The organism is Alteromonas sp. ABV4_150, from assembly GCF_056311745.1.
This window is the reverse complement of sequence record NZ_CM149971.1, coordinates 650,761-671,483: the sequence shown is the minus strand read 5'-3', so window position 1 is coordinate 671,483 and position 20,723 is coordinate 650,761. Positions and strand designations below refer to the sequence as shown.

General features: G+C 45.4%; 15 protein-coding genes. 4 read left to right on the top strand and 11 right to left on the bottom strand.

Features of this window, described 5'->3' with window-relative positions; all coding sequences use genetic code 11:
* Nucleotides 1–28: 28 nt before the first annotated feature.
* The 6 genes from ACYX4M_RS02905 to ACYX4M_RS02880 form a co-directional block, all read right to left on the bottom strand.
* On the bottom strand, nt 29–1,099 hold the full coding sequence (locus tag ACYX4M_RS02905) for a tetratricopeptide repeat protein (protein ID WP_476081815.1): 1,071 nt from the start codon (nt 1,097–1,099) through the stop codon (nt 29–31).
* 83 nt (nt 1,100–1,182) lie between these two features.
* The gene (locus ACYX4M_RS02900) at nt 1,183–1,761 is read right to left on the bottom strand and encodes an Ig-like domain-containing protein (protein WP_476081814.1); all 579 of its coding nucleotides are present in this window, start codon (nt 1,759–1,761) and stop codon (nt 1,183–1,185) included.
* An 11-nt stretch (nt 1,762–1,772) separates the two neighbouring features.
* Nucleotides 1,773–3,365, bottom strand: a complete 1,593-nt coding sequence (locus tag ACYX4M_RS02895; RefSeq protein WP_476081813.1) for a DUF4331 domain-containing protein — start codon at nt 3,363–3,365, stop codon at nt 1,773–1,775.
* A 262-nt stretch (nt 3,366–3,627) separates the two neighbouring features.
* Nucleotides 3,628–4,362 carry an anti-sigma factor gene (locus ACYX4M_RS02890; RefSeq protein WP_476081812.1) on the bottom strand — a complete coding sequence of 245 codons (735 nt, stop codon included), beginning with the start codon at nt 4,360–4,362 and terminating at the stop codon, nt 3,628–3,630.
* A complete protein-coding gene (locus ACYX4M_RS02885) occupies nt 4,359–4,892 on the bottom strand; it encodes a sigma-70 family RNA polymerase sigma factor (protein ID WP_474871706.1) in 534 nt (177 codons plus the stop codon). The genes ACYX4M_RS02890 and ACYX4M_RS02885 overlap by 4 nt, the downstream gene beginning before the upstream one ends.
* Before the next feature lie 165 nt (nt 4,893–5,057).
* Nucleotides 5,058–7,118, bottom strand: a complete 2,061-nt coding sequence (locus ACYX4M_RS02880; RefSeq protein WP_476081811.1) for a TonB-dependent receptor — start codon at nt 7,116–7,118, stop codon at nt 5,058–5,060.
* Nucleotides 7,119–7,313: 195 nt separating this feature from the next.
* Between ACYX4M_RS02880 and ACYX4M_RS02875 the strand changes: the two genes are divergently transcribed.
* Nucleotides 7,314–7,898 (top strand): RDD family protein, encoded by a 585-nt coding sequence (locus ACYX4M_RS02875; RefSeq protein WP_476081810.1) that lies wholly within the window; start codon nt 7,314–7,316, stop codon nt 7,896–7,898.
* Between the two features lie 102 nt (nt 7,899–8,000).
* On the opposite strand, the gene lptG is transcribed toward ACYX4M_RS02875, so the two are convergent.
* Nucleotides 8,001–9,062 carry an LPS export ABC transporter permease LptG gene (gene lptG / locus ACYX4M_RS02870; RefSeq protein ID WP_476081809.1) on the bottom strand — a complete coding sequence of 354 codons (1,062 nt, stop codon included), beginning with the start codon at nt 9,060–9,062 and terminating at the stop codon, nt 8,001–8,003.
* Nucleotides 9,063–10,163 (bottom strand): LPS export ABC transporter permease LptF, encoded by a 1,101-nt coding sequence (gene lptF, locus ACYX4M_RS02865; RefSeq protein ID WP_476081808.1) that lies wholly within the window; start codon nt 10,161–10,163, stop codon nt 9,063–9,065. It abuts the gene before it with no gap.
* A gap of 263 nt (nt 10,164–10,426) precedes the next feature.
* On the opposite strand from lptF, the gene pepA reads away from it, so the two are divergent.
* Genes pepA through ACYX4M_RS02850 form a run of 3 tightly spaced genes read left to right on the top strand, consistent with a single transcriptional unit; the run spans nt 10,427 to nt 15,171 of the window.
* The gene (pepA, locus tag ACYX4M_RS02860; protein ID WP_071817605.1) at nt 10,427–11,932 is read left to right on the top strand and encodes a leucyl aminopeptidase; all 1,506 of its coding nucleotides are present in this window, start codon (nt 10,427–10,429) and stop codon (nt 11,930–11,932) included.
* 6 nt (nt 11,933–11,938) lie between these two features.
* A complete protein-coding gene (locus tag ACYX4M_RS02855; RefSeq protein WP_118492478.1) occupies nt 11,939–12,361 on the top strand; it encodes a DNA polymerase III subunit chi in 423 nt (140 codons plus the stop codon).
* Between the two features lie 35 nt (nt 12,362–12,396).
* Nucleotides 12,397–15,171 (top strand): valine--tRNA ligase, encoded by a 2,775-nt coding sequence (locus tag ACYX4M_RS02850; RefSeq protein ID WP_476081807.1) that lies wholly within the window; start codon nt 12,397–12,399, stop codon nt 15,169–15,171.
* A gap of 77 nt (nt 15,172–15,248) precedes the next feature.
* Here the strand turns inward: ACYX4M_RS02850 and ACYX4M_RS02845 are convergent, their stop codons facing one another.
* The 3 genes from ACYX4M_RS02845 to ACYX4M_RS02835 all read right to left on the bottom strand — a co-directional run bounded on the left by ACYX4M_RS02845 (nt 15,249) and on the right by ACYX4M_RS02835 (nt 20,620).
* Nucleotides 15,249–16,421, bottom strand: a complete 1,173-nt coding sequence (locus ACYX4M_RS02845; RefSeq protein WP_474805162.1) for a GGDEF domain-containing protein — start codon at nt 16,419–16,421, stop codon at nt 15,249–15,251.
* A gap of 200 nt (nt 16,422–16,621) precedes the next feature.
* Nucleotides 16,622–19,288, bottom strand: a complete 2,667-nt coding sequence (locus tag ACYX4M_RS02840; protein ID WP_476081806.1) for a hybrid sensor histidine kinase/response regulator — start codon at nt 19,286–19,288, stop codon at nt 16,622–16,624.
* 48 nt (nt 19,289–19,336) lie between these two features.
* Complete coding sequence (locus ACYX4M_RS02835) at nt 19,337–20,620, bottom strand: ABC transporter substrate-binding protein (protein ID WP_476081805.1); 1,284 nt, start codon at nt 20,618–20,620, stop codon at nt 19,337–19,339.
* Between the last annotated feature and the right edge of the window lie 103 nt (nt 20,621–20,723).

The following is a 20,723-nucleotide window of genomic DNA, read 5'->3' as shown; positions in this document are numbered from 1 at the left end:
GGTTCGTTCGCTGAAATGGTTGAAAGCCCTAAGCATCGCTTGGCTCATCATTAGCTTTGCGAGCACGTTCTAACAGACGTTTGTCACTTAGCGCTTGGGCATATTGCCAATTGAGTTCAGCAAATTTAAGGGCAGTTGGGTAATCTTGCTCTATCTCTAAAAAGTACGTGGCGACTTGCGCCGCGTGAGAGCTATCTTCACGCCACACTCGAATTTCCATATTTTTTGACAGTTGAGATTGCACCGTTGAAGAGGTGATACCTTGTCCACGTTCTGCGATAGCCCATTTCAGAAGTAAGCCGTCATCTGCTTTCGCAATATCTGCGATATTGCGGGCAAGCGTGGTAGTAACAGTCTCATATTTTCTTAATTGCAAATTAGCGTCTGCCCACACTAGCATCGCGCTTATTGGAAGTTGTTTGAACTCAGTTTGCGATAGATAACCAAGGGCGGCTTCAGCGTCGCCAAGCTGAAGTGATATATCTGCTAATACTTCGTAAAACCACTGGCGTTCAGAAGGCCGAGCATTACTGGTATAAGTTTCAAAGGCCTTCAGTTTTTGAAGCAACTTTGTCTGAGCATTCTGAGAAAACTCAGCGTTGACCATGCAAGTAAAAGCAATCAGAAAGCTTGTTTTCCCTACCAGTCTTTCACAGTTTTCTTTTGCTTTTTTAACATCACCTTGTTGCGTGGCAATATCAGCCATAAGTAAGTAAGCGGCCGGCGAGCGAAAGTAGGCAATTTGTTTTAAATGTTGCTTGGCTTCTTCGAACCTATGAGTGCCTTGTAACAAGCGAGCCTCTAAGATTACTAGGCGTTCTTGTTGCCCAGCATTTAACGATGTGAAGTTTGCTCGCATAGAGTTGGCGAAGCGAGCCACCCGCTCTCTTTCGTCTCCTTTTGCGGAAATATAGCGACTTGATGACAGCACTTTTTCTGCTTCATTCAAGCTTGTTATTGATAACTGTTCAGGCTCCCAGCTTGCTATTACAGTATTGATATCAGGGATTTGTTGTTGAGCGTATATTGAAAAAGTCGACAGGGTAAGTGATGTACTCGCCAAAATGAACTTCAGAGCAGAGTACTTTATAAACTTCATTGCTACTTCCTTAAAAAAAGCCGTCCTTGGCTTTACGGTTGACACTGGTTATGTGCTAACAAACTCCTTTTATTTGATGCGTGTTATTGGTCTATCAACAAGTCATCAAATGTAGAGTTGTCAGCATCTTGGATGAACTCCCTTCCATTTATTGGTAATGGATCATCCGTTGGCGCTTGATTGAAGGCGTCGCGGGTATAGCTAGAAAGCGATACCTGCTGTGCCTCAATCGTAACGCTAATGGTGGCCGTAACCTCTGGGTTAACACCGTCAGAAACGGTGAATGTAAAGCTATCGCTTCCTGTTACCTGAGCGTTAGGTGTGTAGGTAAAGCTGCCATCAGCATTAACTTCTGCATTACCTAACGTACCGTTTTCACCAAGCCCGAACGTAAGCGCATCACCATCGGCATCGGTAGCTGACAAGGTGCCATCAATCGCAATATCTGCTTGTGTCGTCAACATTTCATCAACGGCTACCGGCGCAGCATTTTCTTCTGGGGGTTGATAGTCGTTATCGTCGTCACTATCGAAACAACCTGAAAGTGCTAATACCAACCCTGAAGCAATCCACATACGGTGTTGTTGACGTTTACCTGACGTTTGCTTTATAGGCGCAGTTGCATCACTGCGCTTATTTAATAACCTAATCTTCGTAGACATGATGGGTCTCCTTATTCAGAGCCAGCAAGTGGTGTTTTTAGGTAAGGAAACGATGAATCAATCATGCTTGCATCTACAGGTGCACCATCAGTGAAAGGTACATTACCCACGCTGGCGTCCTCTGGTGTACAAAGGCCAAGGTCTGTATCTTCACCTGCTACCGGGATGGGATAGCACAAGCGGCCCATAACAACGCGAAGGGCAATATCAACCACGTCATCACCAGGGCGACGACCATTTGGGAAGCCTGCTAAGTCATCACCTGCTACACCAAAAGCTGACTGCGATTCTGCTGGTGTTGCTGGGATCCCTGTGTTTAGGCGCAGCATTTCAGACGCAGTTACCGTAGCTTGCTGGTTAACGCCAGGGAAGCCAGTAAGGAAGGCTGTGACCAAGTCCATACGCGGGAAATTCGTCGGCGCAAGGGTCTCAATATCCGTACCCAGTGTAGTATTCACTGCATCTTTAAACAGAATGTTCAGTAGTTCTGGCAAAGAAGGGTGGGTTACATAATCAGCGAATTGACCGTCTGCACTTGGATGAGAGCTAGAAAATTTGTCTTTATCGCCAATACCAATAACAAGCTCGTTGACTAGCGGGCTACCTAAACGAGACACTTGGGTCATTGCGCCGCCGTTAGTTTCAGGTTTAGCAAAAGTGGCATCTGGGTTCAAAATACGCGCTTGCGGCAAACTTGCCGTGGTCCAGCTACCAATTACGCCATTGCCTTCACCCGTAACGCAGGCTTTTGGCACTTCAATAGATAGGGCTGTTACGTTTTTGTCTACTAAGTCATCATTCATGGCACTTTGCGTTATACCGCCAGGAAAACCTTCACCATCGCCTGCACCCGGTGCGCTGTCGCCCTCAACAGGTACATAATTTACCAAGTCGAAGGTTTTGCCCAAGTTAACAACGAAGGGGTCTTTACGCTGACCAACAAACACTTTGGCCATGTCATCGCACCCAGGGATACTGAACGAATAAATGAAGCTTTCAGCATAACGTGCGTATTCCGCTTCACTGGTAAAAGTTTTGTTACCAATGTAATCAAGCGGCTTTTTGAACATATCGCCCATTGCCGGGGTAAGCGTAGTGCGCGTGCCTGTCTGCATGTCGCCACTCACCATAGTAAGGCTGTACATTTCCGAGAAGTTTGCTGCGCTTGAATCGTCTGCGCTGATGCCGCCTACATTTTTAAGCGGTACTTTCACCATTTTCTGTTCGCCTTCTGGGCCAATTGGCAGAGCAATGCCTTCGTTATCAGCAGCGAGCATATTGTTAAATTTAAAAACAAAGCTTAAGTCTTCAACCGCGTCGCCGTCGCTATCGATATGGATGGCATAGTGCGCGTTCGGATCCATCGCAAAATAATTAGGGCCGCCGTACGCATCCTGCAGTGGAATATAGTTAGCGATAAAAGTCACATAGTCTTCGCGACCTTCTTCATAACTATTAAAAGCGTAAAAATCGGTGCTATCTAAGGCCGGGTGACGAGTAATATTCGGTGCTTCTCGGTGGCTTGATGCAATTGCGCCCGCTGTAACGGCGGCGCATGTCAGCGCTACAGCTACAGATAAAGTTTTACGTTTGAATTGGATCATTTTAGGTCTCTCTGTTTTTATGAGTTCAAAAGTTAAACGACTGAAGTTTCACTTTGGATGCAAAAATGTTTAAAAAATTAGAATAAAGTTTTTATTAAGTGTTAAAGGTGATGGGAAGGAATAATGAAGAAGCGGCAGAAGTAAAAGGAACGGGAGAGCGCTTGGAGATTTCAGATAAAACTAAGAAAGAGCTTAGAAAGAACCAATAGGTAAGCAAAAGGCCACGAATGGTGGCCTTTTAATAAAAATTTAGTGTTTAAAACTACACAGACACAATGGGTGCTATGTAAAGTACTTCGGTCGGTGCACCCGTTACCGAGCCACCAGGCGCTTCTAAACTCACTGCCAAAGCCATGATGCTTTGGTCAAGCAATATATCCGGTGTTGCCCTGGTATCTCCATTTGCTTCAGGCATTAGGCCAAGTGATATTGGTGCTTCGCCATTAGCAGGTACCATCCAAAGCTCGTAATCCTTATCGGCCAACGCTATGAAAGCATCGGTGACCTTAACATTCATGGTTGTGTCAGAAACTTCTATCACCCACAACGGCGTATTGTCAGCGTTGTTTACCACGGCAATATGAGAAACCTCTGGTGTAGGAACGGGTTGCATTACGAAAAGCAATACGGCCAATACCATTGCAGCTGCGGTGGATATGAACGATAAGTTCTTCCAACGTTTTTGTTTCTCTCTCTCGAAGTTGATAACCTCGCCAGACTTGCTGGAGGGTTGTGTATCGCTAGCTAGGCTTGCATCGTTAGCGGATTTATGTCCAAGTTTTACTTGGATGTTTTCCCACACGTCGTCTGGCGGCGTCACAGGCGGGAGCGTCTCCGCAAATCCGGTTAGATATTGTTCCCATTGGGCCGTTGCATCGCTCACCGCTTGATATTGCATCATTAACTTTTGATAGCGTGCGCGCGCTTTACCTCTAAGGGTACCAACAACGTATTCCGCTGCCAGTGCATTAAGTCGTTCTTCTTTCAAATAATTCATAGTGACAGGCACCTCTGCAAACTTTGCAAGCCCCGTCTTATCCAGCTTTTTATGGTTCCAAGGGGCGAGGCCAAGTGACTCACCACTTCTTGATGTGACATGCCGTTAACGTAAGCTAAGTGAATAGCTTGGCGTTGAGGGCCGTCTAATTCATCCAAGCACGCGGCTAATCTAGCTTGCTCTGCACCCAGTTTAACATTTTGTGAGCTTTCTACTCCCGATGGTGCATCATCGTTCAGCTCAACTTCATTTCTTACATTGTGATAGCGAATTAAATCCAGCGCTCGATAGCGTGCAATGCTTACCATCCAAGTTAGCACCGTACCTTTTCCTCGCTGATAATTTCCTGCGTTATGCCATATTTTAATGTAAGCATCTTGTGTGGCTTCATCGGCAAGTTCTGGCCGTTTAAGTAGCTTTAAAGCAACTGCATAAAGTTGTGGGCTGGTTATTTTATAAAGCTCTGCAAAGGCTTTTTTGTTGCCGTCTGCTGTTTTGCACAGCAGAGGAAACAAAGTTTCATGTTCCATCGTTGCTCCTACCTTTTATTGTTATGGCACCATTTTCATAATGAGACTAGCTCTCGAAAAGTGCGGCTTCTAAGTATTTAAACTAGCACGCTTTTTAAACATTTACATAAAATATTGCGGCGCCAAAAAGGGTCTGCGCCACTGTTATTAAAAACTTCTGCTCGGTTAATATTTTAAGGAAACAGTAAGACGAACGTTTCTTGGTTCAACCGGGTGATAGTGCAAGTCCTCTATGCCTTCTTCAGGCTCGCTAGGAAGTCTCGACGCATAAAAGTAGTCGATATCATGATCATCACTATCAAGGGCATTTAACACTTCTAAAGTCACGTCCCACATCGGCTGACGATAAGCGACCTGTGCATTCATTAAAAACGTTGATGGCGGTGAAACTTCATCGAAGCTTTCCACCGTTCGAGAACTTAAATAACGACCTCGTAGCGTATAGCTAAACCCAAGCTGGTTTCCGTTTTGAAAATACGTCAGGCCCGCGCTCACAACGCCCGGTACTGTACCGTCAATATGGCGGCCTTCATCCTCTACGCTGTCGCTGAATCTTGCTTTTGTCCAAGCTGCTTCAATGTCCGTTGTTAAATGATGATTAACCCAGTAGTAGGCGCTTACTTCTATACCGTGTCTTTCTGATGGTCGACTCGCTTCGGTGAAGCCTGCGTCGCCGACATAAACCAGTTCACTGTCTAATTCTAGTCGCCATAATGCAGCTGAAACGTTATAGGTTCTGTTATCGGTAAAATTAACCCCGGCTTCATAACCAAGAGACTTTACTAATAGCGGTGAAGTTTCGGTTGCATCCCCACTTACCGGATCGACGGTAATAGTCGCTCCCCGTGCGTCGTTTGAGTGATAGCCTTGACCGATATTGGCAAATGCGGTGAGCTGTTCCGACAGCAAATATTTAAGACCTGCTTTTAACGTAAAAATACCATCGTCAGCACTACCGCTGTTAGCGTCTAAATCGCTATCTACGTCAACATCTAAATAATCATAACGACCGCCTAAAGACAGGCTTAATCTATCATTTAGAAAAATATTGGACTGAGCAAAAAGTGCATAGCTGTTACTTTCTATCGCGTCTTCTCTAACGGTGCCAAACCGGGTTAAATTTTGAGTGCGATACAAGCCTACATTGTCAATATCGTCAAAGCGCCACTGGCCGCCCAAGGTAATACTGCTCCCTTCTGTAATAGCGAAGGGGAGGGTAGTAAATATTTCACCGCCATAGATTTTTCTATCATCAGCTTGTTCGAACTGATCGCCTCGCTCAGGGTTATCGAGGAAGTAAGTGAAGTTAGAAAATAAACTAAGCTCTGTGTCTATGGCATAAATAGAGGCGTTCCATGTGTCGCTAGCGTAGTTTGCAGATAGACTATAGCGAGAAGACTCACCTCCAACTTGAGTATCGATAGAGCCAAGGCGGTCTATTAAGCCGCTTTGAATAGCACGCTCTGGTACCTGATCAGCGCCATTCCAGCTATTGTCATAAGCCATGCCTGTTATGGTAAGTTGGCCATCTAACATCGGCGTAATATATCGAATATGAGCGTTTTTCTTTTTTACGTCTTCGTCAACATCAGTCCATGGGCCGTCATAGGTTTGGTATTCTAAAGCCGTAACAACGCGGCTTTCTCCGGCTTCAAACTGGTTTAGTGCAACGGCGCGTTTAAAACCATATTCGCCCAAACCTAAGAATATCTGGTTGTTTTCAAGAGAATCTCTCAAATTAAAAATCGCGCCGCCTGCGCTCGAAAAGTCGCCAATATTGGCATAGTAGGTGCCTTTAAAATAACTAAGGCTGTCGATGAGTTCAGGAATAATGAAGTTTAAGTCACTGTATCCTTGGCCGTGACCGTGACTACGCATGTTGACCGGCATTCCATCGACGCTTACGGTGAAATCGGTTCCATGGTCAAGATTAAAACCGCGAAGAAAATACTGGTTGGCTTTTCCTGAACCACTGTGTTGCGTCACCATCATACCTGGAATAAATTCCAATACTTCACCAGCGCGTAGCATTGGGCGGTCAATCATAGTGTCACCCGACACCCAGCCCTGAGAAGCAGAAATAAATTCACCGTCTTTTACCGATGAGTCACCGCGTACTCGAATATGCTCAATATCGCCTTCTGGGTCATCGAGGGCAAGTGTGGGCGCAGTTGCGAGTAATATAGCGCTAGCAGTTAGTGTTTTTGCGAAAGTTAATGTGGTCACTTTAAGATTTCCGTTATCCGTTTTAATAACAATAACGACTGAATTGAATACTTGGATGCATTATTTTTAATAACAGTGCAGTTATCGGTTTATCAATCACTTTATTAAATGACGTTTAGTGTGGCTTATTGTGTTTAAGCTATAGGGCGCTTGTGTCAAAATATGTATTGAAAATGATGATGTGAAGAGATACCCGTGGCAAGACACGATAAGAAAGTTAAGAAAAGGCAACCGGCACCAAAATCGTCGACGACTGCTGGATATGAAAATGCGAGTAGCGCAGACTCAGAAAGTGAAACCCTTGAGCGAGCGGGATTTATCCGCCGTTTACTAGCTATGGTTTACGACACCCTGGTGGCAACTGCTGTAGGCATGTGTGCGGCCATGGTGATGATAGTAACGCTGGTGGTTATGTTGAAAAATGGTGTGCTTGACCTACAAGGTTATGCCGAACCTGCAGATCTTATCCAGGCCTCCTTTGGCTATAAACTGCTTATTCAGACTTGGGTAGGTTTGTGGATAGCTGGGTTCTTCTTGTGGTTTTGGCGCAGGGGCGGGCAAACGCTTGGTATGCGTGCTTGGCGGTTACGAATTTACAGTACAATTGAAGAGCCTATGACATGGCCACGCTTGTTTATTCGACTTGTCGCATCGTTGGGCGGTCTAGGGACCTTGCTTGTTTTGTTTGATTTTAAAAATAAACAATCACTACAAGACCGCTTAGCACAAACAGAAGTGTTGAAGCTGAGCAAAGAAGCGAACGACCATAAAAGTTGGTAAACACAGCGAGTAGGGCGCTAAAAAAGTATTAAAAAAGAGGCTGCAAGATGCCTCTTTTTTATAAAACTTGACCGTGAAACTATTCGAGCTCTGATACTTTTATCAACGTTTAAGCATTACACCTGCGACAGCAGCAAACAGGAGACTGGGTAGTAGAGCGCCCAGAAACGGCGGCAGCTGATATACCAAACTGATTGGCCCGAATACCTCATTAAGTATGAAAAAGCCAAAGCCTGTAAGCACGCCCATAATCACTCTTGCACCCATAGTAACGCTACGTAGCGGGCCGAAGATGAACGACAGTGCCATTAAAAGCATGACACCTACTGATATAGGCTGAAAGATTTTTCGCCACAGCGCTAGTTCGTAGCGCGCGGGGTCTTGGTCGTTGTTTTCTAAATAATTTACGTAATCTAGCAGCCCAGTAATGGATAAAGCTTCTGGCTTAACCGCTACAATCCCCAACTTATCGGGGGTTAGCGTAGAGTTCCATCGCATACGCTCGTTTTCTTCTACCGACACTTTGGTTTCAGTAAACTCGGTCACTTCAACATCGCTTAACCACCAGCCATCGCCATCGAAGGTACTGTTTTTCGCGTAGGTAATACTTTCAAGAGACAAGTCAGGGTTGAAGCTAAAAATGCTTACGTCTTTAAGTGAGTCTTGGCTAAGTACCTGACCAATGCTTACAAATCGGTCGCCATCTTTTGCCCACACCAGCTTATCGGAAGAAAACAGGCTACCGCCTGAAATGGCTTCGGTTCTTATCTGTTTGGCCTTAGTTTCGCTGTATGGAGTAACCCATTCACCAACGGCCATTACCAATAAAATCATTACAAGGGTGGATTTCATGGCTGAGTTGATGATGTTCCAGCGGCTCATGCCGGCGGCCTGCATTACTACCAGTTCGCTGTTACTCGCCAGTACGCCCATACCAATAAGGCCGCCAAGGAGTGTGGCCATAGGGAAAAACTGCTCTAAGTCGCGAGGTAAACTCAGTAAAACGTAGATAAAGGCGACCATCATGTCGTAGTCGCCTTCGCCAATTTTACGTAGCTGTTCTACAAACTTTATGAGTGCACTTAAGCCAATAAGTACGCTAAGCGTAACGGTAATAGTACCTAACAGCGTACGGGCGATATATAAATCGAGGATCTTAAACATCTACTTCTTCCCCAATATCCAAGCGCGCAGCTCTGTGCCGGTTTTTCGGTCCCGCACGATTAACATGACACCAATGATCAACATGATGGTATGTACCCACCACAAGCCTAATTGTGGCGGCATTTTTCCATCTTCTAGTACGCGTCTACTTGCAAGTAGCAGTAAGAAGTAGCCTAAGTAAAGCAGGATGGCGGGGAACATTTTACCAAAGCGGCCCTGACGCGGATCTACGGCGCTCAGCGGGACAGCAATCAGCACTAAAAACGGGATTGACAGCGGTATGGCAATACGCCACTGAAGCTCGGCTCTGGCCTCAATACTGTCGTCTTCCCAAAGCTCACTGGTGGGCAATACGCTTACCTTGCGTCGGGTTTCATCCGCTGGTTTATCGGCAATCTGAATTTGGTATTCGTCAAATTCTACTTTGCGATAAGCCTTTTCAGATTGTTTGCCTTCATACTGCACACCTTCTTTTAATACGAGGTTTCGTGTACCGTCGGGGTTGTTTGCCACTTCACCCGTTTGCGCATATACAACGCGTACATCACCTTCGCTGTCATCTGTTTGATTTTGCGATAAAAACACACGTTGTAGTTTATCGTTGTTGTCTACATCGTGAACAAAAATAACTGCTTTTTCATTACCGGTTTGCTGGAACCTACCTGGCATTAGCGCCGATATTCCCGCCTCATTTCTGGCTTTTTCCCGCAGCTGATATTCGTTCTCTGCAGCCAATGGCGCGAAATAAAGAGTGATTGCGCCTGTGACTATCATAATAAGTACAGACAAGAAAAGCATTACCCGCGTTACATACCATTCACTGATACCACAGGCTCGCATTACGGTCATTTCACTGTCTACATACAGCCTGCCATGTGCCAGCATAATGCCCAAATAGGCGCTGATAGGCAGTACTAGTGAAGAGAGAATAGGGGCGTATAAACCCAAGAAGCCAAGCACTAGCCCAGCAGGAATATCACCGTCCGAGGCGTCGCCCAATACGCGCACAAATCGAAGGGTGACAAAAATTGCCATTAGGATAAAGAAAATCGCTAACTGAGATTTCAGCGTTTCCTTAAGTAAATAGCGGAATATCAGCATCTCAGCCCTTCCGGAAAATTAGGAATTTTAGTGAAAGAAAGCACAATTTTGTTTAAACTTACCGTTTTTACAAGTTTTGCCTGCAATCATAAACCGTTTGCATGGTGTTTTGACGCAAATTTGACCTATATTCAATAGGTCTTTAAGCGCGAATTGCAGCGAACTAAAAAGTTATGCTGCGTATTAAAACATAAAGCAGCGCGAAACGTTACGTGATTTTAGTCATCGTGCAAACCATAAACGACGAAAAGCGAGGTGATATCGTGGAGTTTAGTGTAAAAAGTGGCAGTCCTGAAAAACAACGCAGCGCATGTATTGTTGTGGGTGTCTTCGAGCCGCGCCGCCTAACGGCAGTGGCTGAACAACTAGACGAAATCAGTGAAGGTTATATCAGCAACTTGTTGCGCCGTGGCGACCTTGAAGGTAAAGCGGGCCAAATGTTGTTGCTACACAACGTGCCAAACGTACTAAGTGAGCGCGTGCTTCTTGTCGGTTGTGGTAAAGAACGCGAGCTTGATGAGCGTCAGTACAAAAACATTATTGCTAAAACCATTCAAACATTGAATGAGACCGGCTCAATGGAAGCGGTATGTTTCCTTACCGAACTTCATGTTAAAGGTCGCGATACCTACTGGAAAGTGCGCCAAGCGGTAGAAGCGACAGAAGATACGCTTTACACCTTTATGCAGCTTAAAACCAAGAAAGGTGAACCTCGTCGCCCGCTGCGTAAAATTGTATTCAACGTACCTACCCGTCGCGAGCTTACTGTGGGTGAGCGCGCGGTTGAGCATGGTTTAGCTGTAGCTCGTGGTTCGAAAGTAACCAAAGACGTAGCTAACATGCCGCCAAATATCTGCAACCCAGCGTATTTATGGCAGCAAGCACAAGAATTAGCAAGCCAGTACGACAGCGTAACCGCCGAAGTGGTAGATGAAACACAAATGGCAGAGCTGGGCATGCAGTCTTACCTTGCCGTTGGTCGTGGCTCTGCAAATGAAAGCATGATGAGTATTATGCATCACCGTGGTGGCCCAGCTGATCAAGCGCCAATCGTGCTTGTAGGTAAAGGTCTTACCTTCGATTCAGGCGGTATTTCAATAAAGCCTGGTGAAGCCATGGATGAAATGAAGTACGACATGGGTGGTGCAGCAGGCGTATTAGGTACAATGCACACTATCGCGGCGCTTAACTTGCCAATTAACGTTATTGGCGTATTGGCTGGCTGTGAAAACATGCCTGATGGCAAAGCGTACCGTCCGGGCGACATACTAACGACTATGTCGGGTCAAACTGTTGAAGTACTAAATACTGATGCGGAAGGCCGTTTGGTGTTGTGCGATGCGCTGACCTACGTTGAGCGTTACGAGCCAGAGCTAGTGATTGACGTAGCCACGCTAACTGGCGCAGCGATTATCGCACTTGGTCACCATGCAACAGCTGTGATGAGTACGCATAATCCGCTTGCTCACGAACTACTGAATGCGTCAGAGCAAAGCTCAGATCGCGCGTGGCGTTTACCGCTATGGGACGATTACCAAGAGCAGCTTGAAAGCCCATTTGCCGACATGACGAACCTAGGTGGTCGCCCGGCTGGCTCAATCACCGCAGGTTGTTTCTTGTCGCGCTTCACTAAGAAGTACAACTGGGCTCACCTTGATATTGCCGGTACGGCATGGCGCAGTGGTAAGAACAAAGGCGCTACAGGCCGTCCAGTGCCTATGCTGTCTCAGTTCTTAATGAACCGCGCTGATATCAAGTTAGAGGACTAATCATTCATGCCACAAGTGATATTTTATCAACTTACCAGCAGTGACAATGGTGTGGCAGGCCGCGCCAGTGAAGTCATTGCCTCAGCGTTTGCCAACAAGCAAAAAATTAGCGTGCTGTGTGATACACAGGCGCAAGCTGAAGAAGTTGATGAATTGTTATGGCAGCTGCCGGCAGACCGCTTTGTGCCCCATAACCTTTATGGTGAAGGGCCACAATCGGGAACGCCGGTGGAAATTTGTTGGCAGCCAGAGCAGGTAGCCAGACGACAAATGGTGGTGAACGTGGGTTCCGGCATGGTGCCTTCACCCAACCAGCATCGTCAAATCATCGATTTTGTACCCGTGGACGAGAACGCCAAACAGGCTGCGCGGGTAAGATACAAAAACTATCAGCAAGCTGGATGCAACATGCAGTTCAAATCTGCATAAGTCATTCGCGTTTAGCTTCAATTTGAGAGTGTGTAATGGATAAAACCTTCGAACCGCAGTCCATCGAGCAGCAATGCTACAAGTCATGGGAAGAGGCGGGTTTATTTAAAGCTTCAGGCAGCGGCGACCCATATTGTATTCTGCTTCCGCCGCCGAACGTTACCGGTAGCCTTCACATGGGCCATGGCTTCCAGCAAACCATTATGGATGCCCTAACTCGTTATCACCGCATGAAGGGCGACAACACCCTTTGGCAAGTGGGTACCGACCACGCAGGTATTGCTACCCAAATGGTGGTAGAACGCCAACTTAACGCTGAAGGTAAGACGCGCCACGATTTAGGTCGCGAAGACTTCATCAAAAAAGTGTGGGAATGGAAAGAGCACAGTGGCGGTACTATTACTGGTCAAATGCGCCGTTTAGGTACTTCTCCTGACTGGTCTCGTGAAGTGTTCACCATGGATGAAGACCTGTCTAAAGCCGTAACTGAAGTGTTCGTTAAGCTACACGAAGAAGGCCTTATTTACCGCGGTAAGCGTTTGGTTAACTGGGATCCAGTGCTTCACACTGCAGTATCTGATCTTGAAGTACTGAACGAAGAAGAAGACGGCCACATGTGGCACATGCGCTATCCGCTAGCTGACGGTAGCGGTGAGCTAGTGGTTGCGACAACGCGCCCTGAAACCATGCTAGGTGATACCGCGGTTGCGGTACACCCGGATGACGAGCGTTATCAAGGCTTTATCGGCAAAGAAATTAAGCTGCCTATTACGGGTCGTTTAATTCCAGTTATTGCCGATGACTATGTCGATCAAGAATTCGGTACAGGCTGCGTTAAAATTACGCCTGCTCACGACTTCAACGATTACGACATGGGTAAGCGTCATAACCTACCTATGATCAACATTCTTACCGACGATGCGAAAATTAACGACGATGCGCCAGAAGCGTATCGCGGTTTAGATCGCTTCGACGCCCGTAAGCAAATTGTTGCTGACCTAGAAGCCCAAGGCTCGTTGGTTAAGATTGAGCCGCACAAGCTTAAAGTGCCGCGTGGCGACAGAACCAACGCGGTAATTGAGCCATACCTTACTGACCAGTGGTATGTAGCGGTTGAGTCTCTTGCTAAACCTGCGATTGAAGCGGTTGAAAGTGGCGAAATTCGTTTTGTGCCAGAGAACTGGAACAAAACCTACTACCAGTGGATGCACAACATTCAAGACTGGTGTATATCGCGTCAGCTGTGGTGGGGACACCGCATTCCGGCGTGGTACGACGAAAACGGCAAGGTTTTTGTTGGCCGCACCGAAGAAGAAGTACGTGAAAAGCACGGCCTTGGCAGTGAGGTAACCCTTTCTCAAGACGACGATGTACTAGATACCTGGTTCTCAAGTGCATTATGGCCGTTCGCCACCATGGGCTGGCCAGAAGAAACGCCTGATCTAGAAACCTTCGTGCCGTCTTCAGTGCTAGTAACCGGTTTTGACATCATTTTCTTCTGGGTTGCCAGAATGATCATGATGACCAAGAAGTTCACTGGCAAAATTCCGTTTAAAGACATCTACATTACTGGTCTTATCCGCGATGAGAACGGCGATAAAATGTCAAAGTCGAAGGGCAACGTGCTTGACCCAATCGACTTGATTGACGGTATTGATATTGAGTCACTAGTCACAAAACGCACCGCGGGCATGATGCAGCCTCAGCTTGCAGAAAAGATTGCTAAGCGTACTCGCAAGCAATTCCCTGATGGTATTCAGGCCTATGGTACAGATGCACTGCGCTTTACGTTTGCAGCTATGGCGTCAACCAGCCGCGATATCAACTTTGATATGGCCCGTGTTGAAGGCTACCGCAACTTCTGTAACAAAATTTGGAATGCATCGCGTTTCGTATTGATGAACACAGAAGAGCACGATACAGGTCGTGACGGTGGCGAAATGGTACTTAGTATGGCCGATCGCTGGATTTGGGCTAAGTTCCAACAAACGCTAGTTGAGTTTGAAAAAGCCCTTGAAGACTACCGTTTCGACATTGCAGCGCAAACCGTTTACGAGTTTACTTGGAACCAGTTCTGTGACTGGTATCTAGAGCTTACTAAGCCAGTGCTTAACAATGACGCCAGCACCGAAGCTGAAAAGCGCGGTACGCGTCATACGCTTATCAATGTACTTGAAAGCCTGCTGCGCTTATTGCACCCGCTAATGCCATTTATCACCGACACTATTTGGCAGCGTGTGGTGCCACTAAGTGCGCTTAAGGTGGAAGAGGGCGCTAGCATTATGGTTCAGGCATTCCCTGAAGTTGATGCAGCGAAACAAGACGACAAAGTGCTTGCCGATATCGAGTGGGTGAAGAAGTTTATCGTGGGTATTCGTAATATCCGTGGTGAAATGGATATCTCGCCAAACAAACCACTTAATGCGCTACTTAAAAACGTAAGCGACGAAGACGCGCGTCGTCTTGATGCGGCTAAGGCATTCCTTGATAAGCTTTCTAAGCTTGAAACCGTAACCATATTAAAAGATGGTGAAGAAGCGCCAGCCAGCGCGACCGCGCTTGTGGGTGAGATGGAAATTCTTATCCCAATGGCAGGACTTATCGACAAAGACGCAGAGCTTGCTCGTATTACTAAAGCCATGGAAAAAATCGAGAAAGACGTATCTCGTACTCGTGGCAAATTGGGTAACGAAAAGTTCGTAAGTAATGCGCCAGAAGCGGTCATTGAAAAGGAACGTGCTAAGTTGGAAGAGGGTGAAAAAGCTCTAGCCAAACTTAAAGAGCAGTTCGAGACTATCAAAGCGCTATAGCTAGATGCGCTTCATCAAAATGACTAAAAACTAAAACGCTGCCATTTGGCAGCGTTTTTTTATGAATATTTTGGTCGCTATACTAACGTTGTTTCTGCTATGACCTCTGGCGACACCCTGTTTCGCCCTGTTTTTTTTGCGTTATACAGTTCTTTATCTGCCCGATTAAACAGTGTATTCCACGTATCTTCGACGTTGCTTGAAGAAGACATACCTACGCTAATGGTTACTTTAATTTCTTCAGAGCCACTGAATATAACAAGCGAAGACACCGATTCTCTCAATCTATCGGCAACGGTAAAAGGGGGCTCAGAGTGTCGATTAGAGATAATAACGCCGAACTCTTCTCCGCCTAAGCGACCCACTATGTCACCTTTGCGTAACTGTGCTTGTAGACACTGTGCCACATTTTTTAGCACTCTATCGCCTTCAGGATGACCATAGCTGTCGTTAATGGTTTTAAAAAAATCGATGTCAATTACTAGTAAAGTGAAAGGCCTTTTGCTTTTGGACTTCAACTTTTTCAATACCGTGCGAATAAACGCGCGACGTCCTAACACGCCGGTTAATTCGTCGAAGTTTGCCATTGCTTCCCATTCGCCTTTTTCTTTTGACAGAATAATAAATGGGAGAAGTGCTGAGGTGGCAAGGCAAAGTAGTACGTGGAGCCCTACAGTAACCGTTATAAAAACTTGCAAGTTAGATACTAAGCCATAATAGGTAACACCAGTGGTAAGCCCCGCCCGTATCACCATTATGATAAAGTGAATGAACAGTATGCTTCGTATCAGAACAGAAATACCTTCAATGGTTTTCCATTGCTGTGATTGAAAGCTCTGAAAACAAAATAGAAACATTAAAGCAATAAAAAAGGACGTTGTTGGCTCGACTAATTCAGGGTACCAAGACGCTCCAATCAAAGAGAGAATAGCTATTACAAAAACACGGTTACCTGTGCGTTTGACGGTAGAATGTACACATTGAATGTTAAAACTTAAAAAGCCATGAAGTAGCAAATAGCTGGCCGTTAAATAAAGAAGCCCAGTGAGTGTGCTGAGCACGTTTATACTTGGCGCGAACATAGTGAGCGCGCTGCCGACTAGCCCTAAGCAATACACCAAGCATGATGCGGCCCAAAAGTTGAACGCGACAGGTTCGTATTGGTTTTTCGCCAAGATGCGAAAATATCCACCTACCGCAGCATTTATAGCGAGCGACAGGAGCAACACAATTAAAACGGAACTTGTCATTTTTTCGCCGACAAATTTAGACAAAAGTATTATTAATAATGGCGTTGAATTAAAAATTTACGTAACGATAAAGGTATGGTGATGGATAAATAAGTATTTTTTTATATACCTTTGAGGCAAAAGTCTTTTTGAAAAAGAGGTGCTAAGCTTATGCAATATAAGAATTTGTTAATTTATTTCGGGCTCGCTGTTTGTGAACGTCAACTTAAAAAGTTTTTTACCACTGCAATAAGCGACTTCTGCTTTATAGGCTTGGTTAAATAATCATTCATTCCCGATTGAAGCGCGTTTTGTTTATCTTCTTTCATCGCATTGGCTGACAGGCCAATGATAGGTACGGCTGTAAAGCCTTTTTCGCGAAGCAGCTTAGTGGCTTCATATCCATCCATAACGGGCATTTGTACGTCCATTAAGATAAGGTCGTATTGAGGGGCGTTTTCTACTTTTTGTACTGCTTGCTTACCATCTTCAGCGATATCAAACGTAAGTCCCAGGTTTGTTAGAATTTCACCGGTAACGAGTTGGTTTATATTATTGTCTTCAACCAGCAGTACGTGCCCCTCAAGCGCAGTAAATAGCGATTCGTCTTTAAAGTGCTGACCTTCAAAGCTGGCGTCTTTCGAGATAACCTGAATAACAAAACGCTCGAATTGGGCCGGGGTAAAGGGGTGCATAATCAAGGGCCCCTTCCAAAGTGAATCATATTTAGATTGCAGTGCACTGCCCGCGCTTTCCATTACCAAGCCCACGGATTTTCCGCTTTCTAATAAACTGTTTAGCCAGTTAATATTCTGTCTAAAAAAGCTAAACTCATGAACATCGACAATGATGTGTTCAGGGAGCGATGCGGTATTTTTAGCCTCATCTATTGGCTTGCATGACAGAGTCGAGAGCTGAATTTGGGTGCAGTAAGTCTCTGGAAGTAATGGTGAATCTGTTATATACAGGCTGTTACTAGGAAGCTGAGGCGAGTTTTGTAATATCCCGGGCTGGTTTTTAAATGCTCGGAGGGGAAGCTCAACTGCAAATGTACTTCCTTTACCTATAGTAGACGTTGCATTCAGTCGTCCGTTCATGAGTTCGGTAAGCTGGCTTACGATAGCAAGTCCTAAACCCGTGCCACCGTACTTTCTATTGGTTGAACCGTCAGCTTGAGTAAATGGCTTAAATATTCTATCTAGCTGCGCTGGGCTCATACCGATGCCAGAATCGGTTATTCTCATGGAGAGATTAAGTAAGTTTCCTTTCTCATTGAGGCTACCGTCAAACTCAATTTCTATACGGCCCTGTTCGGTGAATTTTACGGCGTTGTTGCCAATGTTCATGATAATTTGCGCTATACGAAGAGGGTCGCCAATGACCTGAGGCGGTATCTTAGGGTTTACCGTAAAATGAACCGACAAATTCTTTTCTTTTGCTCGTAACGCAATTACAGCAATCAAGTTGTCAAAAAGCGAGTGTAATGAAAAACTCACTTCTTCTATTTTAAGTTTGCCCGCTTCAATTTTTGAGAAGTCGAGGATGTCGTTAATTACGCTTAACAGTATCTGCCCAGAGTACGCCGCTTTGTCTAAGTAACCTCTAACCGTGGAGGAAAGCTCTTGCTGCTGTGCTAGTTCTATCAACCCGATAATGCCATTCATAGGCGTGCGAATTTCGTGACTCATATTAGCCAAAAACATACTTTTCGATGCGGTAGCTTGCTCGGCTTTAACTTTAGATTCAGTGATAACTTTATTTAAGTTTTCCAACTGAGAGTTCATTGTTCTCGCTTCATTTAGCAGCTTTTCTGTCTCACGGTTTTTGTCGCTAAACACGAGAGCGGCTTTTGCTAGCTTACCAATTTCATCTTTTCGATTACTGCCTGGAATTTTAGATATTTGTATGCCCTGAGCGAGCTTGTTGAAGACTTCCGTGATAGATCGGATAGGGCCAAGGATTCGCAAGGTAGAAAACAGTGCCGCCGACAAAGCAAGTAGAATGGCAAACAGAGAGAATAGCTCGCCATTGCGTTGTGTACTTTCGGCTATTTGGTAGGTGCGCTGGGTTATCACCTCAGAGTCGGTACTTACCTTTTTCGCCAGTTCTCCGCTCAAATACAAAAACTCGTTGGCAGAGCCTGCCATAACAACGTTTACCAGAAAAAGGTTGCCTTGAGTGATTTGCGTCAGCTTAAAAAAGTCGTTTTTAATTCTATCTATAACGCGTTCGATGCGTTGTTGCAGTTTAGGAGGGGCAGAGGAAGGTAAGCGTTTCAAAGCGTCTATGGCATCATTAAAAGACTGGATGAATTTCATGTCAGGCTTCATCAAGTATTTTAGCATCGCATTTTCTGTGCGAATAAGAATGATCTTGGCATCGTCTACGAAAGCAGCAGAAATCTGCCCTTTTTCTAAAGCCTTATCAAGCTCACTCCCGAGCAGCGTAATGTCGGACATGGTGCCTTGGTCGATAAGGTTGTCTCTTTCTGAGCGAGCCTCAACAACCTGAGAAAAGTTTTCTTGATAAGCGAGCAAATGCTCTCTCATTCTATTGAGAATTTGGTTGCTGTTACCTTTTTGTTCAGCGCCTTCGCTCACCTTTGCAAGTTTATCGAGTTTACTGTTGATAGTTACCATTAGGCGACTAAAACGCGTTATGGCCGACTTACTTGCATTTTCTTTAAAGATTAAAACATTGCGCTGAAGGTCGACTACGTCCCGTTCTAGCTCTTTAACTATACCAACATCAATAACGGCTTTCGCCGCAGACGCAACCCCGTCGTTTAAAACCTCTTGGTTTTTTCTCGCCACAAAACCTTGAGCCAGTATCAGCGCAATTAAAGCAACTAACACTGTTATGAGCTGTATCCTTATTGACGATAACATATGAGTTTTGGAGACCTTATTCCATTGAAAATGTGGTATTAAATTGTATTATGCAGTGATGAATTCATACCACTTTTGCAAGCTATATTCATAGCTTGGCATGACCGTATTCCAAACTGCAACGTTACTAAAGCGCTCTTCATAACTACCGCCGGTTCGCTGTGCACCTTTTTGTACACTGACTTTGCCATCTGGGCCCTTTAGTGGTTCAGAAGCAACTTTACCCTTATACCAATAATCCCACTCAGCCTGCGATAAATAATCGGCAGAACGTTGAGGATTTGAAATGTAATAGCCTTGCCTTGCGATAAATGCACCGGGCCAACCTGATAGCCACCAATTCATATATTCGTAAGCTACATCTTTCATTCTTCCTTGGGTAGCTGAAGAAAGGCACATTACGCCATGCCATCCTCTATAACCTTCCTTCGGAGCTGCAAATGTAACGGGAATATTTTGACCATTTAGCGCTGAAACCGCTGGTGAAAACATACTTTCAATAGCGACTCGGCCACTTTTCATAAACTCAACAGATTCCGGCACCGATGTCCAAAAGCCGTTAAAGTGATTTAACTGCGTCAACTCAATTAGCAGGTTGAACAGATCGTCCAACTCGTATTCGGTGATTGCTCCTATATCGTTAAAAGTGATGAACCCTTTTGCTTGCGCGGCTAACGCTAGATCGAATAGCCCGATAGTGGGGTCGTTAACAATACCCACTTTTCCAGAAAAGTGACGGTCTAGCAGCCAGCCCCAGCTTTCTTCTTGTCCCTGCAGTTCGGCAGGTAGCTTTGTCGTGTCGTAACCAAATGAGTCCACATTATGTACATAGGGTAAAAAGCTAATGCCGTCGGTGTGCTTTTCACCTAAAGAGCCATCGCCCTGTACATTAAGAATCTTATGGGGGGCATCACCCGCGCCCATGCGAGCATTTTCAGTGAGCTTACCGGTTTTACTTAAATTGTTTATTTCACCCCAGTATTGAAGTCGCTTTTTTTGTATAGGTTGGATAGCTTTTGCGCGCCACAGAACGTTAATGCTATTTGACCATTGTTCGTATAAATCAAAAGAGTGGGGGTTCATAGAGGCTTTTTGCAAAACAGCGGCACTTCCGCCGGGTTCAAACTCTATGTTAATACCTAAGTCTTCGATAGCGCGCTGTCGGATAGCTTCCTGCAATGTTACGTGAGTACCCATAACACGCAGCGTGGGCTTAGTTTTGCCAATAGCAAAAGGTGTTATGCCCGCAGTCAATCCAAACGCTAGACCTGCCTTCAGCAGAGTTCGACGTGATACAGCAGAGTTATTGTTTTTAGAAGGCTTAGTAGACATTGTGGCAGTCCGTATAATGAAGGTCCTTTGCTACATTCTGGCACTTATTTCATAGAGTTACCAAAAAATGTAAGCAGATTTTTGAAAAAGTGATGGTGGAAGT

Excerpts from the sequence above, each read along its gene's own strand:
- ACYX4M_RS02840 (WP_476081806.1), bottom strand. The coding sequence starts at position 19,288 with ATGTTATCGTCAATAAGGATACAGCTCATAACAGTGTTAGTTGCTTTA.
- ACYX4M_RS02900 (WP_476081814.1), bottom strand. The coding sequence starts at position 1,761 with ATGTCTACGAAGATTAGGTTATTAAATAAGCGCAGTGATGCAACTGCG.
- ACYX4M_RS02850 (WP_476081807.1), top strand. The coding sequence starts at position 12,397 with ATGGATAAAACCTTCGAACCGCAGTCCATCGAGCAGCAATGCTACAAG.
- ACYX4M_RS02885 (WP_474871706.1), bottom strand. The coding sequence starts at position 4,892 with ATGGAACATGAAACTTTGTTTCCTCTGCTGTGCAAAACAGCAGACGGC.
- ACYX4M_RS02895 (WP_476081813.1), bottom strand. The coding sequence starts at position 3,365 with ATGATCCAATTCAAACGTAAAACTTTATCTGTAGCTGTAGCGCTGACA.
- ACYX4M_RS02845 (WP_474805162.1), bottom strand. The coding sequence starts at position 16,421 with ATGACAAGTTCCGTTTTAATTGTGTTGCTCCTGTCGCTCGCTATAAAT.
- lptG (WP_476081809.1), bottom strand. The coding sequence starts at position 9,062 with ATGTTTAAGATCCTCGATTTATATATCGCCCGTACGCTGTTAGGTACT.
- lptF (WP_476081808.1), bottom strand. The coding sequence starts at position 10,163 with ATGCTGATATTCCGCTATTTACTTAAGGAAACGCTGAAATCTCAGTTA.
- ACYX4M_RS02835 (WP_476081805.1), bottom strand. The coding sequence starts at position 20,620 with ATGTCTACTAAGCCTTCTAAAAACAATAACTCTGCTGTATCACGTCGA.
- ACYX4M_RS02905 (WP_476081815.1), bottom strand. The coding sequence starts at position 1,099 with ATGAAGTTTATAAAGTACTCTGCTCTGAAGTTCATTTTGGCGAGTACA.
- ACYX4M_RS02855 (WP_118492478.1), top strand. The coding sequence starts at position 11,939 with ATGCCACAAGTGATATTTTATCAACTTACCAGCAGTGACAATGGTGTG.
- ACYX4M_RS02890 (WP_476081812.1), bottom strand. The coding sequence starts at position 4,362 with ATGAATTATTTGAAAGAAGAACGACTTAATGCACTGGCAGCGGAATAC.